Origin of the sequence: Agarivorans litoreus, assembly GCF_019649015.1 — a bacterium.
GTDB lineage: Bacteria > Pseudomonadota > Gammaproteobacteria > Enterobacterales > Celerinatantimonadaceae > Agarivorans > Agarivorans litoreus.
On sequence record NZ_BLPI01000001.1, the window covers coordinates 3,484,706 to 3,499,944 of the forward strand.

Consider the following 15,239-nt stretch of genomic DNA (forward strand, 5'->3'; position numbering starts at 1 on the left):
CTAAGGCAAAAGTGGAACAATAATGAACATGTCGTTTTATAGATTAGTGGCAGCGATGCTGCTTAGCGCCCATGCAAACTTGGCTTATGCGGAGCCGAATGAAAATGCACTTGGTGAAAAGCTGTATTTAACTATTGGCGGTTATGGATGCGCAGCTTGCCATGGTAAATACGCGAATGGGGCGGGGAATGTGGGAGGTGACATTCGTGGTGCCAGCTTAGATCAGCTTAATTACGCCTTAGAAAATGAACCTACTATGCAGTTGCTAAGCGACGTTTTAGCGCCAGAGCAACGAGGGTTGATTGTGCAATACCTAGCCAGTTTAGGTGCAATGCCGCTGGTGGAGTGGAGTATCGGTGAAGATACCGACATTACAACTCAGCAGCTTATACCCAAACAGTTGAGCCAGTTGGTTGTTAAAAATGACACCTTAGTTTCTATAGCGGTAGATCTTAGTCCCTTGGCAATAAATCAAACATTACATATAGAGCCTTTAGATACCCAAGCTGTGCAGTTTGTTGCGCCAGCTTTTTCGGTAAGCCTACAAGTTAATGGGCAGGCTCTACAATTACTAGTGAATGAATAAGAGAATAATGATGAAAATACTAAACAAAATACTACTAAGCCTGTTGGTCTGCTTCAGCAGTTCGGTATTGGCTAAAACTAGCATCGAGCTATATAAGTCACCCACTTGTGGTTGTTGTACCGAATGGGCCAAAATTATGGAGCAAAAAGGGTATCAGGTGAATGTGCATCACAAACAACAGTGGAACGTACTAAAACAAAGCTACGACATGCCCCCACAGCTGCAGTCTTGCCATAGTGCTGTGATTGATGGCTACTTAATCGAAGGGCATGTACCGGAAAGTGATATAGCCCGCTTGTTAAAAGAACGCCCCAAAAACATTAAAGGCTTAGCTGCGCCTGGTATGCCACAGCATTCGCCGGGCATGGCAAAAAAAGGAGCTGCTTATAAGGACTTCAAAGTTATCGCTTTTTCAGAGGACGGCTTAAGTATTTATAAGCAGTATTAAGACGTTTTAGATGATCTAAACTTAGGCCAGCTCGTTGCTGGCCTTTTCATTGTTAGTTGCAAACAATGAGAGTTCGCGTTTGACAGAGGAGTGAATTAAGTTTTATCTACGTAGATAACTGAAATAGAAGACGTTCAAATGAAGCTGTTTTAGTCATGGCTTTCTTGGTCAATACATGCCGAGGCTAAATCTGAAGCAACGACCTTGTATTTCGCTAATCTCCCTAATAACTTTACTGCATCTATTGGCGCTAAAGTGGTCAAGGTTGCCTACTAGAAACTGGGCATCGAGGTCGAGTTTGTTGACATGCCCCCCAAACGAGCCATGAAACAATCTAATCAAGGAGAGGTTGATGGTGAAGTTCACCGTGTTTGGAGTATCGCCAATAGTTACCCAAACCTTTTCCGAGTACCCACTCCGATTAACTACATCGATCAGGTAGTATTTAGTTCGGTACAGAATGTAGATATAAAGCAGTGCGCAGATTTAGCTCCTTATACTGTTGGGATAGTGAGAGGCGTGAAGCATGCTGAAGAATGTACTCGAGATCTTCCTCTTCAGAGGGTTTTTAATACATCTGCCAAGATGATGACCATGTTAAGTGCACAATAAATTGATTTTGCTATTTCATCTTGGGTCAACGGTATGTGGTTAAGAAAAACCATGGATATAGGTAATGTACATGTGGTTGGCCCTCCGGTAAGTCGCAATTGCTCTATCACTATGTGCATAAAAAACATGCCGATTTGGTCGAGAAAATCGACGCGGTATTTATAGATATGCAAGAGAGTGGCGAGCTTGAACTGCTTAGGAAGCAAGTGATAAATGATCTATTAAAAAATGCTATATAGCGTTTAACGCTCTCCCGCTCGTTATGGCTAAGCGATAGGTTCGAGTTTTCTGTTTGGCAGAAAGCAAAAAAGCCTGCAAACAATGCAGGCCTTTTTAATATGGTGGTCGCTACTGGGCTTGAACCAGTGACCCTCGCCTAGCAAAGAGGAGGGCGATGCTCTCCCGCTCGTTATGGCTAAGCGATAGGTTCGAGTTTTCTGTTCGGCAGAAAGCAAAAAAGCCCGCAAACAATGCAGGCCTTTTTAATATGGTGGTCGCTACTGGGCTTGAACCAGTGACCCTCGCCTAACAAAGAGGAGGGCGTTGCTCTCCCGCTTTTTATGGCTAAGCGATAGGTTTGAGTTAACTATTTGGCGGAAAGCAAAAAGGCCTACAAATGATGCAGGCCTTTTAAATATGGTGGTCGCTACTGGGCTTGAACCAGTGACCCTCGCCTTGTAAGGGCGATGCTCTCCCAACTGAGCTAAGCGACCGAATTTTGTATTACTAGTAAACCGTTCAAAGAACCATTTACTTTAAATATGGTGGTCGCTACTGGGCTTGAACCAGTGACCCTCGCCTTGTAAGGGCGATGCTCTCCCAACTGAGCTAAGCGACCGAATTTTGTCTTACTACAAACCGTTCAATGAACCATTTGTCTAAATATGGTGGTCGCTACTGGGCTTGAACCAGTGACCCTCGCCTTGTAAGGGCGATGCTCTCCCAACTGAGCTAAGCGACCGAATTGTGTCTTACTACAAACCGTTCAATGAACCATTTGTCTAAATATAGTGGTCGCTACTGGGCTTGAATCAGTGATTCTCGCCATGCAGAGAGTAGGGCTATGCCCTTACCGACCACTAACACTTCATGTTAAGTGTTTAAATATGGTGGTCGCTACTGGGCTTGAACCAGTGACCCTCGCCTTGTAAGGGCGATGCTCTCCCAACTGAGCTAAGCGACCGAATTGTGTCTTACTAATAAACGGTTCAAAGAACCATTCACTTTAAATATGGTGGTCGCTACTGGGCTTGAACCAGTGACCCTCGCCTTGTAAGGGCGATGCTCTCCCAACTGAGCTAAGCGACCGTCTTGTGGGGGCGTATTATAGGGTGGTCTGCGTGTGTGTCAACGCAAATTTTAAGGAAACTGACTGCTTGCACAAATTCTCGACAAAATGCTTATTTAGGCTACCGCATTGGGCAAATTGTTGGCTAATTATACCTAGTCGTAGTGTCGCTGCTAGCTAGCGAATTTTGGCGGGTGTGGTAAAATCCCGCTATTCAACTCGGTCAACTATTTAACTAGAGAATAAATATGACAGTTCGTACTCGCGTAGCACCTTCACCAACGGGGGACCCTCATGTAGGTACCGCCTATATCGCATTATTTAACTACTGTTTTGCCAAACAACATAACGGCGAATTTATTCTACGTATTGAAGATACCGACCAAGCACGCAGCTCGCGTGAATCAGAACAAGCTATATACGAAAGCTTGAAGTGGATTGGTTTGAACTGGGATGAAGGTCCAGATTGTGGCGGATCTTTAGGTCCATATCGTCAAAGCGAGCGCAGCGAGATTTATAAAAAGTACGCTCAACAGCTGATTGATGAAGATAAAGCATTTTATTGCTTTGCAACTTCAGAAGAGCTTGATGAAATGCGTAAGCAACAAATGGCAGAAGGCCTACAACCTAAATATGACGGCCGCGGCCTAAAGCTTAGCGCCGAAGAAATTGCCGCCAACTTAGCTGAAGGCAAGCCTTACGTTATACGGATGAAAATTCCTGAGTCGGGCAGCTTTAGTTTTACCGATTACCTACGTGGTGAGGTTGAGATCCCGTGGGAGCAAGTAGATATGCAAGTGCTGCTTAAAGCAGACGGCTTACCGACTTATTTCTTGGCTAATGTTGTTGATGACCACTTAATGGGCATTACTCACGTATTTCGTGGTGAAGAGTGGCTAAACTCTGCACCTAAGTTACTTAAGCTTTATCAAGACTTAGGATGGGAAGCGCCGATGTTAGGCCACATGCCTTTGTTACGTAACCCAGATAAAAGTAAGTTAAGTAAGCGTAAAAACCCTACTAGTATCAACTACTATCGTAAAATGGGCTTCTTGCCTGAGGCGGTACTTAACTATTTAGGCCGTATGGGATGGTCAATGCCTGATGAGCGTGAAAAATTCACTTTGGCAGATATGGTTGAACATTTTGATATAAAGCGAGTGTCGTTAGGTGGCCCCGTATTCGATGTGGAGAAGCTTAAATGGTTAAATGGTTTATGGATCCGAGAAGAGTTAACTGATGAGCAGTTAGCTCAACGTTTAGTTGAGTGGGCCTACAATCAAGAAACCTTGATGAGCATTATTCCGCAAGCAAAAGCACGATTAGATGTATTAAGTGATCTCGCACCTCTAGCTGGGCACTTTGTATCGGGTATTCCAGAATACGCACCAGAGTTGCTTACCGCAGGTAAACTGGAAGAAGAGCAAATTCGTAGTTTGTTACAGATGTTTATTTGGCAACTAGAAGAGCAGCGTCAATGGGACAAAGAAACGGTATTTGCGGTAGCTAAGCAATTATCTACTCATTTAGATGTTAAAATTCGTGATTTCTTAGAGCCTATATTTGTGGCGATTACTGGCAAAACCAGTTCTACCTCGGTAGTTGATGCTATGGCTATTCTTGGTCCAGACATGAGTCGGGCTCGTTTACGCTTTGCACTAAGCCATATTGGCGTAAGTAAGAAGCAAGCTAAGTCGTTAGATAAAGCATATCGCGCATACAAAGCTAGCTGGTAAAGCGCCGTTAATACTTAAAAAGCCAACGCTAAGCGTTGGCTTTTTTATTTCTTAGCGTAAATAGTTTGTTTATACCAATAACATGCTGCCACAAGCTGCAAGCAGTAAGCCTAGTGCCAGCAAGAACTGCAATTGAAGTCTAATACTCATCGTGTTCCTATATTATGCATCAGTAGATAAGTCATCTTGCATCAAGCACTGCAGCGATTACCTTGAATTGCTTCACAGTTTGTTTTTCGACCAGTGTTTATACATTAAAAACCTTCTTTAGATCTCATCTATATTGCATTTCAATGCCAACCCTGTAACCAAATTGACACAATGACATAACATGCTGAAAGCCTAGTTTAGAGCTAAAGCTGCTAAGCCTATTTGTAACATGCTTATTTACAAATGACTTATTTGTAAATAAAGTCTTGAGCATCTAGGGTTTGTTGATCTTTGGTGTTGAAATTTTGTTCGAGATAAGCGGGCTTTAATCGCGGCGAGCGCTTAGAAGCCTAGTGGGCTAAGCAAGAAGTGCTTAAAAAAAGAGTAAAGTTCGCTTATCCGAACCCTTCGGGCAGCATTTATTAGCCATTTATTCAGCGTTAGCGAGTGATTATTAAGCCCACTTAACTGCACACTCACTGCCTTGCCTAAATGGCTAATAAATTGCTGCAAAAACCATCAGCAAAGATCAATAGACCCTAGTATTTGGCTTTTTTTTTGCTATTGTTGTGGGTGCACTAAGCTTTTTTGTGGATATTAAGCAATAAGTTATGACCAAGTGAGCATGAATAAGTTTGAAGCAAGGGAAGCTTCAGTACTTGGTTGAGTTAAGTAAACTAAATTTGGTTTTTCGCATAAACCAATAGTGATCGTTATAAGGAGATTCGATGTCTATTAGTAGTCAGTTAGATCAAGATTCAGGGCAGCTTATTATCAGTGTAGCTGGCAGGTTTGATTATTCCCTACATCGTGACTTTAGGGCTTGCTACGAGCACGTATCAGTAGAGGGTATCCAGCTAATTCTTGACTTAAGCAGTGCTGATTATATGGATAGTTCGGCATTAGGCATGATGTTATTGCTTAAAGAGCATGCCGAAAAAAGCCAAGCTCTGGCTTTAACTATTCGTAAACCATCGCCGGCAATTCTAAAAATACTAGAAATAGCTAACTTTGATAAACTACTAAAAATCGAAAATTAGTGTTTGAAGTTGATACGCTAAGTTTTCTTAACAAGGCGGTTAAAGGTACAGCCTTAGTGGTTGATGATACTCGCATTAACCGTTTACTGTTAGGCAAAATACTTGGTGATATTGGTTATCAAGTGGTATTTGCAGAAAATGGCCAAGAAGCCGTAGAGCTGTTTCAGCAGCAAGACATCGATATTGTGTTCATGGATGTATTGATGCCTGTAATGGATGGTTATCAAGCAACTGCCGAAATCAAACGTTTAAGTACCCCCAAATTTACCCCAGTTTTATTTGTTACCGCGCAAAATGAAGTGGATGCATTGGTTAAATGCATTGCTTGTGGCGGAGACGACATTCTATTTAAGCCGGTTCATCAAGCGGTGCTCAAAGCAAAAGCATTAGGGTTTGAGCGCACAAAAGCCATTTACAGTGAAATCAGCCGATTACATAACCAGCTTCAAGAAGAAGAGGAGTTGGCCGAACGGGTGTTTAGTAGTGCCGTAGCTAACTCACATTGTGCCGACCAAGAACTGCTTGTATCGCTAGATAGCGCGTCTACCTTTTCCGGAGATGTTGTTTTTGCAGAGTATCGGCCAAATGGCGATATTCATGTTTTGCTGGGTGACTTTACTGGGCATGGTTTGCGAGCAGCAATAGGTGCAATGCCCGTTGCCGATATTTTTAGAGGCATGACTCGCAAAGGTTATACTGGTGAAGCCATTCTTCGGCAAATTAACCGTCGCCTGCACCGCTTATTACCCACCGGTATGTTTATGGCTGGTATATTTGTAGAGCTCTCGCTTCAGCAAAAATCGTTAACGGTGTGGAACGGCGGCATGCCAGAGCTAGTTGTTTACAATACTCAACAACAAGGTATTCGTGAGCGTCTAAGGTCTGAATCACTTCCTCTGGGTATTCAAAACGAAGTGGAACTTAAGCTCAAAACGCTACCTTGGTTACCTTATGATCATGTGGTGTTGTTAAGTGATGGAGTAACTGAAGCGCTGAGCGCCAGTGGAGAGATGTTTGGCGAGCAGCGCTTGGTTAATGCAATCGCCAACAAAGCTGCGCACCCTTCTTTTATTGCCAGCATCCAGCACGAATTGCAGCTATTTTGTATGGGTACTGAGCAATTGGATGACATTAGCATGGTAGAGATTCCTGATTTACTAAATAGGCCAAATCAACAATCTACCGATATTTATAAAACTGGTCCTTTAGTTGCTGGGCAATGGAGCTGGTCGCTTAAGTTAGATGCCACTAGCCTTAAAAAATTTACTCCCATCCCCTTGCTAATGACCACCTTACAAGAGCTATCGGTACACCAAACCGACCGCAATATTTTATTTACCGTGGTCAGTGAGCTGTTTAACAATGCTTTTGAACACGGTGTATTAGGGCTAGATTCGGCGATAAAAACTTCAGCCAGTGGTTTTGAAGAGTATTACCGCAAGCGTAAGCACAGAGCCAAACAACTCACCGATGGGGCGGTAAGCATTGCGATTGAGTTTGATGGAAAGCAGGCTCGCCAATTTACCATTAAAGTGGCAGATAGTGGCAATGGCTTTGAAGCCTCACTCGCTGCTGAAAAAAGCGCTAAACAACAATACTCGGGCAGGGGGCTGCGTTTAGTTGAGTCTCTTTGCGAAAGCATGGAGTTTAATCTGCAAGGCAACTGTGTTACTGCAGTTTACCGCTGCCAACATTAAACAAAATTCTATAAATGGTCTTGAATTGTTGGCTAATTGAGCAAGTGGCTCGTTTCTTGGTAAAAACGGTTGACACTCTAGTTCCGGCTGCTTAGAATTCTGCTCGCTTTCGACAGATATTGTGTTGAAAGCAGTGTGATTTTGGGGCTATAGCTCAGCTGGGAGAGCGCTTGCATGGCATGCAAGAGGTCCGCGGTTCGATCCCGCGTAGCTCCACCAATTCACACCCTACCGTTTATCGGGGCTATAGCTCAGCTGGGAGAGCGCTTGCATGGCATGCAAGAGGTCCGCGGTTCGATCCCGCGTAGCTCCACCAATTTTCCTTCTTATTCTGTATTGAACAACTAACACTTAGTTGTGATTTTCTGTTTCTGTCTATTGTGGATTTAAGCCCGTACTTACTACACTCAAAGTCTGATGTATAATATTGAGTACCGCTTATGTTTATCCGCAATCTTGGTTTACAGTGCTTATTGGCTGCTAGTTTAACTACTTTTACTTCTGCCTCTTTAGCCGAACCGCTCCCCACTCGAGACCAAGCTGCTCAAGCTTTAGCAGCGAGCTATAACCAACAGCAACGCCAGTTTATGCTCGAGTCAGTTAACGCAACAGCCAGCGCTCAAGGAGACTTGGTTCACTACCATTTAACCTTAGCTGAGCAAGGCTCTAGTGCTAAAGACATCGAACTGCTCGCCCAACAAGTAAGGGCTGATATCTGCAAAGTTGACCAGCAGTCTTTGTATCGTGGGGTAAGAGTTAAACTGGTGATAAACGCTAGCAATGGAGATTCGCTGTATCAAGCCATTCAAAGTGACAACGACTGCTCTCGTTTGCCCTATTAACATCCCACAAAAATAACCAAACAACACCATCGCTAAAGCGGTTAATTCTTCTTAGCTGAGGAATTGACCGCTTACTTGTTTACTTATCGTCTATCCTCTTGATAAGACGTGTGAATTGAGGAGTGTTAAGTATGTCTTTTACCAATACCATCGAGTCAATGTGTCCGATTGCTCGCGGGCCCGACCATCGAAACTCACCGATCCCCATGGAAGGAAAGTGGGTGAATGCCATTGAAGTCACCGACATCTCAGGTTTATCAAATGGGGTGGGCACCTGCGCCCCACACCAAGGCGCAACCAAGGTATCGATTAACGTGAAAAATGGCATCATTGAAGAGTGCTTAATTGAAACAGTGGGCTGCTCGGGCATGACCCATTCTGCAGCAATGGCCTCAGAAATCCTTACCGGAAAAACGCTATTAGAGGCGCTTAATACTGATTTAGTTTGTGATGCGATTAATGTAGCGATGCGCTCAATTTTTGAAAACCTTGCTTATGGACGCAGTCAAACCGCTTTTTCTGAAGGGGGCCTGCCTGTTGGAGCGGGCTTAGATGATTTAGGTAAGGGTTTACGTTCGCAAGTAGGCACTGCCTATGGCACCAAAGCGAAGGGGGCACGTTATTTAGAACTAGCAGAAGGTTATGTTACACGTATAGCCTTAGACGAAGACAACGAAATCATCGGTTATGAGATAGTGCAAATGGGCAAAATGATGAGTGCAATTGCCGATGGTATAGACGCTAATCAAGCCTTAAATGACAGCAGATCTCATTATGGGCGCTTCGAAGATGGCGTTCAATATGTTGATCCGCGAAAGGTATAGGGAGCAGTATCATGGCAGAATTTGAAGGAAAAGAGCGCCGAATTGAGCGGATTGAGCAAACCTTAGCCCAGTATCAGATTGAATCATTGGAAGCGGCTCGAGAGCTGTGTCAGTCTCGCGGGTTTGACCCACATGACATTACCTTGACCACTCAACCGATTGCTTTCGAAAATGCCGCCTGGGCTTATGTACTGGGCGGAGCCATTGCAATTAAAAAGCAAGATAAAACCGCTGAGCAAGCTGCTCTCTCGATAGGTGAGGCCTTGCAAAGTTTTTGTGTACCAGGCTCGGTAGCCGATCAACGTAAAGTGGGATTAGGGCATGGCCAGCTTGCTTCTCGCTTGCTTTCTACTCAGTCAGACTGCTTTTGCTTCTTGGCCGGTCACGAGTCTTATGCCGCTGCAGAAGGGGCGATTAAAATCTCTGAATATGCCAATCAAGTAAGAAGCAAACCGCTGCGCCTGATTCTTAACGGCCTAGGTAAAGACGCCGCCTATATGATTGCTCGCATGAATGGATTTACCTACGTGCAAACGCAGTTTGATTATCAAACCGGCGAGCTCAATATCACCCGAGAAAAAGTGTTTGGTAAAGGACACCGAGCCTCTATTCGCTGTTATGGAACCGACGACGTGGTAGAAGGCGTGGCAGTAATGCATCACGAAGGTGTGGATATATCCATTACTGGTAACTCTACCAATGCAGCGCGTTTTCAGCATCCGGTTGCGGGCACCTACAAAAAAGAGCGCTTGTTACTGGGCAAAGAATACTTCTCGGTAGCTTCTGGCGGTGGTACTGGGCGAACCATGCACCCGGATAATGTTGGCGCAGGGCCAGCTTCCTATGGTTTAACCGATACCATGGGTAGAATGCACTGCGATGCCCAATTTGCAGGATCTTCTTCAGTACCAGCGCATGTAGAGATGATGGGCTTAGTCGGCATGGGCAACAACCCTATGGTGGGTGCCAGTGTTGCGGTGAGTGTGGCGGTAGAACAGTCGCAGTAATACGGCTTGGCCAGCCAGGAAATGTCAAAGCTGCTTATTGGGCGGCTTTTTGTTGTTTAGCAACTCAGCTTACAGTTAAGGGTTTTAATTGAAGGCGAGGTGAAGGCTGGTGTTGTAACAAGCTTTTGCCCCTTTATGTGTTTCAAGCCTAAAGTAACTCAAATCAAATCTTCGTATTTTCAGCCAATTTTTATCATCTCTAGCGATAAGCTTAATGAGTATTTCAACATCTATATTGACTCCCTTATTACTAGCCTGATAGCATCACGACCTTATTGATTATAAAGTCAATTTAAATCCAGTGAACAAGCAAGGAATCGCATGTTTAAGGTAGTAAAATCGATAGCGTGTTTGAGAGGCAATAATGCAAGCAAACGCTAACCCCTTCGAGGAGTCTAAGTTTAATCAAACCCTGTTAGTTGATGCTTTTGGTCAGTCTTATATGTTTTTACCAAGACACGCAGGTCACACAGAAAACCAAGGTGAACTCGTTAATCACAGCATCGATATTTATTGGGCGCAGTCTTTACTGCAAAACCATAGCCCTATGTGGGGTTATCAGTTCGACTTAAACAAACTTTACTTTCACGTGTCTGGCGATTACATGGCTAGCCACAAAAGCGAGCAGCAGAAAATTGCTTGGCTTAGTAATGGCATTGTGAGCGGTGAGGTAAAGGTTCTTAAAGGCAAAAACTTAGCGCCGCCACCGCCTTCTAATATCGAAGGCGGCATGCCTGTTGCCACTTTGCCAGAGAGTGTTGTTACTCGTGCCAAACCTGCTCAAGCGCCCTTAGGCCATGGTGGTCAATCTAGTGAAGACATTCGTGAAGCCTTAGATTTGTATTGCGCACTACCAGATGGCTCACCTGCGGCTAACTTGCCTTACAAAGCAAGCTTAGCAGACGGCACAGTATTAAAAGGCACGTTAGATGCCAATGGTTTAGCGCATCTACCTAACCTTAAACCCAATAATGTTGATGTTGAATTTGGCGAGCAAGTCGATGACGCCGCTATTGCTGCTACTCGAGCTGAGATTGCTGGAGTGCTTAACAGCATCATTGCTGCCGAGCGAGCAGAGGGCGCTAAAATCGCGGCCGAATATGGTGAGCTAAATTCGCTTCAAAAAGGCGCATCGAGTATTGGCTCTTTATTAACTGGGGCTGGTGGTGCGCTTGGTGACGCGGCTGAATTTACCTATAACCTTATAGAGCTTGGCTCTGCGCAAGGGCAGCTTAAACGAGCTTTAAACGCTGGCTGGGATGCCTACAACGTTGATGACGATAAAGGCTGGACAGAAAGCTTTGCCAGTAATTGGCGTGCAGAGCAACACCGAACTTATGTAAGAGCACTAGGCTTTGACCCCGCCTCTATTACCAAAGAAAACCTCACCGAGGCTTATGAAGTTGCTAGTTTTATTAGCGATGACGATGAAACCCAAACGGCCTTACTGCAATTTGTAAAAGACTTCGCCGACGCACAGCATCATACCGAACTTACCGAAATGGGCGGCGCTGCCATATTTGATATTGTGCTTGGCGCAGTTCTAGTCGCCCTTACTGGAGGTGCAGGTACCGCCGCAGTAGCGGCTAACAAGGTGCGCCATTTAGATAAACTCGGTGGCTTGTTCAAAACTCTCGCTAAACAGCTTAAAAAGAAAGCCCAATTTAAAACTAAATCGGGCCGAACTGGCGGCAAAGTAGAGCAGCAGATTACTAAACCTGCGGGGGCACAAGTGCCTACCGATGCAGGTAAACAAAAGCCAAGCAATGTCCCAAACCATCAACGCAAACGTGTGAACCCAAGTTCTTTTGCTGAAGCTGAAAACTTATTGAACGACTCAAGAGCCAAGGTTATTGATAACGGTGGTTATACACCTAAATATACTCAAGCCGAGTTATTGGAGATAGCCAAAGCGGGTAATATTGATGACAAGTATATTGTAAGGGTTTTGGAGACAAAATATGCAGGGCCTGATGGATACTTAGGCCAATACGATGGTAAAAAAGTTAAGTATTGGTCCACAACTTTTGACCAGCTAGAAGATAGGGATACCGACCCAAGGCTAGTGACTGCCGGAGTGGGTATACCTTATGACCCTAAGGCAAGTTATACCTTAGCCATTATCGACAAAGCTAAAGCCACCGAGAAGGCCGGAAGCTACGCCATGGTGCCGAACTATGACAATATGAAAAACTTTTCGAAGTCTGAGTTGGCAGACCGAATTCCCCATCCAGAGCTACTTGATGAAATAATGACGCCAGAGTTCAGTGCGAAGTTTAATAAAGATGTTACTGCGCTAAATCAAGTTAAAGAGCATGGCGTATGGGACAAGGAGCTACAGAACTTAATGTTTAAAGACGGTAATTTTAGCGAATATGACAAAAAACTGTTTGAGAACCGTTTAGCTTTATATAAAGAGGCAGGAGCCAATGAACATTGGCTAGGTAACGGTCTTACCAAAAATATGAATAACCCTAATGGCAATACCCCACACGGTATATTAGAAACCTTTTCGTACGATAAAAATCCCGATACCTTTAGTACCATGCAAAATAATGGCACCGTACAGTTGGTAGAACTTAGCGAAATTCCTGGATTACAATTATGAACAAACCTCCCGTATTTGATGCATCTACTTTTGTGCCAGTGCCTCGCAAGCCAGAATGGCCCGTATACCAGCCGGAAAACTTACCTAGCGCTTGGAAAAAAATTGCCGAGATTACTGATGTTAGGTTTAAAGATACGGTTCGAGATTGGCAGCTTTTCTTTGATGGGGCTATGTTAATTATTTATTATTGGAATGATGGTATTAGCCCTTTTAGTGGTGAACCATATCGCTATGTAGAGCAATATGAATTCCCCATTGGCGCAGCCGCATGGTTTGTAGAGAACCTACCGCGCTTTTTTAATACTGGTGACCCCTCTAAGCCACAAACATCAAAGGGCTTTCATCATTACGACCGCACCGGTAGTGGCGGCGAAGGTTTAGGGATATCTAGACTCATCCACTCTATAGGTAAAGATATTCCTGGCTACAGCTTAGATAACCTTAGTCGTTGTGGTCACCCAGACATGGACTTATGCCAAAGCTTTGAGATGAGTGATGATTTCTTATTTAATCAAGGAATGCTAGAGCTGTTTAAAGACATCGCTAAGCGTCATGCCGCAGGGACGCTTTAAATCAGATAAAAGAGTCGGAAAACAAATTCTGGCTCTTTCTTTTTAAGAATGCCCTGTAACATTGCTAATTAGCACTTTCCCATACTTACGCTAATCCGAAGCACCTTTGAATAAGCGAATGCGCTAGCGCATTTCTGTCCAAAAACGCTCTAGTATCAACATTTTCCTTAGCTGAATTTGCTCGAACCCTGACAATCAGAGCCAGTGATTTAGCTACAGCATTTAACCATTAGCAATTAGATTGCTAAAGTACGCCAAACGTTTTGGTCTGACTTTAGTTCTGTTTCCATAAAGTCAAAAAAGGCTTTTACCTTGGCCGAGTTTTCTAGATCTATGTGTGTCATCATCCATAATCCAGTTTGTTTGTGCTCTACATTCAAGTCCACTCTTTGCAGTTTCTCTGAAGATTCACCAACAAAACAAGGCAGGTAGGCTAAGCCAATATGCTGCTCGGCGGCCATAAGAAGCGGCTCGAATGAATCAGCTTTAAGCACCACTTGCTCCTCAGGAATGAATGTTGAAATTAAGTGAGAGGCGCTGCCTTGGTTCATCTCTAACCAATGCGCAGATCGTAAAGGATGTTTCCCCTTCAAGCTGGATATGTATTTTGGCGTTCCATAAACGCCAAAAGCCATTTCACACAACTTAATGCCTTTAAGATTTTCTGGCAGAGATTGAGTTGGGCGAATCGCTACATCAGCCTCTAAGTTGGAAAGCTCCAAACGACGAGGTGTTACATTAAGTTCTAACTGGATCCGCGGGTAAAGCCGATGAAATACAGCCAAGTGCTTGGCTAAAACAAAGCGCAATAGCGAGTCGGTGGTTGTTAAGCGTAGCGTCCCTTCCAGCTTCATTTCTTGGCCGAACATTCTTCGCTCTAAGCTTTTAACGGTTGATTCGATAGACAATGCAGAGTCAAGTAACTGGCGACCTTCCACTGTTAATTTATAGCCTGTTGGCAGCTTATGAAAAACCCGCAGCTTATGACGATATTCAAAGGCATTTAGTCGGCGTAATACTGTGCTGTGATTTACACCTAGTGACCTTGCCGCGGCCGATAAAGAGCCTTCATTGGCAACGGCTAATACATATTGTAAGTCGGCCCATCTAATACTGTGCATTTTTGCATACCTAAAGTGCTTATTTGGTGAATTTATCTAAAAATTAGCACAGGTATAGTGATTGGACCAAGCAGCAAAAACTCATTCGGAGAAATACCATGATTAAGAAAAATTCAATGCTAACGTTAATTGGCCTTATTGCTATGTTCCAGCTAAGCCCTGTGCACGCCGATTCTGATGCGGTGAAGCAGGTTGACTCAGCCAAAACGCTAGAGACAGCTCAGGCGTTTTTATGGGCGGCTGGCTCCGGTGATATGGAGAAGCTTGATTTGCTAATGAGCGATGATTTTGTTTGGCATAACGAAGGTGATTCCAATATTCCTTGGATTGGAAACTGGCAGGGTAAAGAAACGGTGTTTAACAGCTTTCTTCCTAAATTTGGTGCGGGTTTAAAGGTAACTAGTTGGACTACCGACTATAGCTTTGCCAATGGTGAGCAAGCGGTATTTATGGGCACTATGAGCGCCATTGCCAATGAATCGGGTATTGATACTGGCAAATTTAGTTGGGCAGTGCGTGTTCATGTTGTTGACGGAAAAGTAAAAAGTTGGAACTGGTTTGAAGATAGCTATGCCGTATCTAAGGCTTACCACGTTAAATAATAGATTGCTAGAATTAGGCAAAATGGTGAATACAGGCGGTTATTTTGCTTACTTAAAAAGCTAAAGCAAAAGGCTTAGCATCGCTGCTAAGGAGCCTGTCCTAAAT

Annotated in this window: 13 protein-coding genes and 7 tRNA genes; 14 read left to right on the forward strand and 6 right to left on the reverse strand. The window is 44.1% G+C overall.

The features are described from left to right. The first annotated feature begins 28 nt into the window (after nt 1-28). From K5L93_RS16040 to K5L93_RS16050, 3 genes are all read left to right on the forward strand, one after another. A complete protein-coding gene (locus K5L93_RS16040; protein ID WP_220720734.1) occupies nt 29-586 on the forward strand; it encodes a c-type cytochrome in 558 nt (185 codons plus the stop codon). Between the two features lie 7 nt (nt 587-593). Then, entirely contained in the window at nt 594-1,034 is a 441-nt protein-coding gene (locus K5L93_RS16045) for a DUF411 domain-containing protein (RefSeq protein ID WP_246615071.1), read from the forward strand. A gap of 324 nt (nt 1,035-1,358) precedes the next feature. Beyond that, a complete protein-coding gene (locus K5L93_RS16050) occupies nt 1,359-1,646 on the forward strand; it encodes a transporter substrate-binding domain-containing protein (protein ID WP_220720735.1) in 288 nt (95 codons plus the stop codon). Between the two features lie 637 nt (nt 1,647-2,283). On the opposite strand, the gene K5L93_RS16055 is transcribed toward K5L93_RS16050, so the two are convergent. The 5 genes from K5L93_RS16055 to K5L93_RS16075 form a co-directional block, all read right to left on the reverse strand. Continuing rightward, a tRNA-Val gene (locus K5L93_RS16055) sits at nt 2,284-2,359 on the reverse strand. A 49-nt stretch (nt 2,360-2,408) separates the two neighbouring features. Beyond that, nucleotides 2,409-2,484 (reverse strand) — tRNA-Val (locus K5L93_RS16060). Nucleotides 2,485-2,531: 47 nt separating this feature from the next. Beyond that, nucleotides 2,532-2,607 (reverse strand) — tRNA-Val (locus tag K5L93_RS16065). Nucleotides 2,608-2,753: 146 nt separating this feature from the next. Beyond that, nucleotides 2,754-2,829, reverse strand: a tRNA-Val gene (locus K5L93_RS16070). 49 nt (nt 2,830-2,878) lie between these two features. Next, nucleotides 2,879-2,954, reverse strand: a tRNA-Val gene (locus K5L93_RS16075). Between the two features lie 228 nt (nt 2,955-3,182). Here K5L93_RS16075 and gltX point away from each other — a divergent pair. The 10 genes from gltX (at nt 3,183) to K5L93_RS16125 (ending at nt 13,410) form a co-directional block, all read left to right on the forward strand. Beyond that, nucleotides 3,183-4,670 carry a glutamate--tRNA ligase gene (gene gltX, locus K5L93_RS16080; protein WP_220720736.1) on the forward strand — a complete coding sequence of 496 codons (1,488 nt, stop codon included), beginning with the start codon at nt 3,183-3,185 and terminating at the stop codon, nt 4,668-4,670. Nucleotides 4,671-5,548: 878 nt separating this feature from the next. Then, a complete protein-coding gene (locus tag K5L93_RS16085) occupies nt 5,549-5,860 on the forward strand; it encodes an STAS domain-containing protein (protein WP_220720737.1) in 312 nt (103 codons plus the stop codon). Further along, nucleotides 5,860-7,557 carry a fused response regulator/phosphatase gene (locus K5L93_RS16090; protein WP_220720738.1) on the forward strand — a complete coding sequence of 566 codons (1,698 nt, stop codon included), beginning with the start codon at nt 5,860-5,862 and terminating at the stop codon, nt 7,555-7,557. The genes K5L93_RS16085 and K5L93_RS16090 overlap by 1 nt, the downstream gene beginning before the upstream one ends. A 143-nt stretch (nt 7,558-7,700) precedes the next feature. After that, nucleotides 7,701-7,776: transfer RNA gene (locus tag K5L93_RS16095), tRNA-Ala, on the forward strand. Between the two features lie 21 nt (nt 7,777-7,797). Beyond that, nucleotides 7,798-7,873: transfer RNA gene (locus tag K5L93_RS16100), tRNA-Ala, on the forward strand. A 124-nt stretch (nt 7,874-7,997) separates the two neighbouring features. Continuing rightward, on the forward strand, nt 7,998-8,399 hold the full coding sequence (locus K5L93_RS16105) for a hypothetical protein (RefSeq protein ID WP_220720739.1): 402 nt from the start codon (nt 7,998-8,000) through the stop codon (nt 8,397-8,399). 131 nt (nt 8,400-8,530) lie between these two features. After that, entirely contained in the window at nt 8,531-9,223 is a 693-nt protein-coding gene (locus tag K5L93_RS16110) for an iron-sulfur cluster assembly scaffold protein (protein ID WP_220720740.1), read from the forward strand. 11 nt (nt 9,224-9,234) lie between these two features. Next, entirely contained in the window at nt 9,235-10,230 is a 996-nt protein-coding gene (locus K5L93_RS16115; RefSeq protein WP_220720741.1) for a GGGtGRT protein, read from the forward strand. 364 nt (nt 10,231-10,594) lie between these two features. Beyond that, nucleotides 10,595-12,838 (forward strand): hypothetical protein, encoded by a 2,244-nt coding sequence (locus tag K5L93_RS16120; RefSeq protein WP_220720742.1) that lies wholly within the window; start codon nt 10,595-10,597, stop codon nt 12,836-12,838. Continuing rightward, the gene (locus K5L93_RS16125) at nt 12,835-13,410 is read left to right on the forward strand and encodes a hypothetical protein (protein WP_220720743.1); all 576 of its coding nucleotides are present in this window, start codon (nt 12,835-12,837) and stop codon (nt 13,408-13,410) included. The genes K5L93_RS16120 and K5L93_RS16125 overlap by 4 nt, the downstream gene beginning before the upstream one ends. Nucleotides 13,411-13,646: 236 nt before the next feature. Here K5L93_RS16125 and K5L93_RS16130 read toward each other — a convergent pair whose 3' ends face one another. Then, the gene (locus K5L93_RS16130) at nt 13,647-14,531 is read right to left on the reverse strand and encodes a LysR family transcriptional regulator (RefSeq protein WP_220720744.1); all 885 of its coding nucleotides are present in this window, start codon (nt 14,529-14,531) and stop codon (nt 13,647-13,649) included. 98 nt (nt 14,532-14,629) lie between these two features. Here K5L93_RS16130 and K5L93_RS16135 point away from each other — a divergent pair, with 98 nt between their 5' ends. Beyond that, on the forward strand, nt 14,630-15,133 hold the full coding sequence (locus tag K5L93_RS16135; protein WP_220720745.1) for a nuclear transport factor 2 family protein: 504 nt from the start codon (nt 14,630-14,632) through the stop codon (nt 15,131-15,133). The last annotated feature ends 106 nt before the right edge of the window (nt 15,134-15,239 follow it).

What these genes read in the sequence shown, in the direction of transcription:
- K5L93_RS16040 (WP_220720734.1), top strand. Translation starts at nt 29, where the DNA reads ATGTCGTTTTATAGATTAGTGGCAGCGATGCTGCTTAGCGCCCATGCA.
- K5L93_RS16045 (WP_246615071.1), top strand. Translation starts at nt 594, where the DNA reads ATGATGAAAATACTAAACAAAATACTACTAAGCCTGTTGGTCTGCTTC.
- K5L93_RS16050 (WP_220720735.1), top strand. Translation starts at nt 1,359, where the DNA reads ATGAAACAATCTAATCAAGGAGAGGTTGATGGTGAAGTTCACCGTGTT.
- gltX (WP_220720736.1), top strand. Translation starts at nt 3,183, where the DNA reads ATGACAGTTCGTACTCGCGTAGCACCTTCACCAACGGGGGACCCTCAT.
- K5L93_RS16085 (WP_220720737.1), top strand. Translation starts at nt 5,549, where the DNA reads ATGTCTATTAGTAGTCAGTTAGATCAAGATTCAGGGCAGCTTATTATC.
- K5L93_RS16105 (WP_220720739.1), top strand. Translation starts at nt 7,998, where the DNA reads ATGTTTATCCGCAATCTTGGTTTACAGTGCTTATTGGCTGCTAGTTTA.
- K5L93_RS16110 (WP_220720740.1), top strand. Translation starts at nt 8,531, where the DNA reads ATGTCTTTTACCAATACCATCGAGTCAATGTGTCCGATTGCTCGCGGG.
- K5L93_RS16115 (WP_220720741.1), top strand. Translation starts at nt 9,235, where the DNA reads ATGGCAGAATTTGAAGGAAAAGAGCGCCGAATTGAGCGGATTGAGCAA.
- K5L93_RS16120 (WP_220720742.1), top strand. Translation starts at nt 10,595, where the DNA reads ATGCAAGCAAACGCTAACCCCTTCGAGGAGTCTAAGTTTAATCAAACC.
- K5L93_RS16125 (WP_220720743.1), top strand. Translation starts at nt 12,835, where the DNA reads ATGAACAAACCTCCCGTATTTGATGCATCTACTTTTGTGCCAGTGCCT.
- K5L93_RS16130 (WP_220720744.1), bottom strand. Translation starts at nt 14,531, where the DNA reads ATGCACAGTATTAGATGGGCCGACTTACAATATGTATTAGCCGTTGCC.
- K5L93_RS16135 (WP_220720745.1), top strand. Translation starts at nt 14,630, where the DNA reads ATGATTAAGAAAAATTCAATGCTAACGTTAATTGGCCTTATTGCTATG.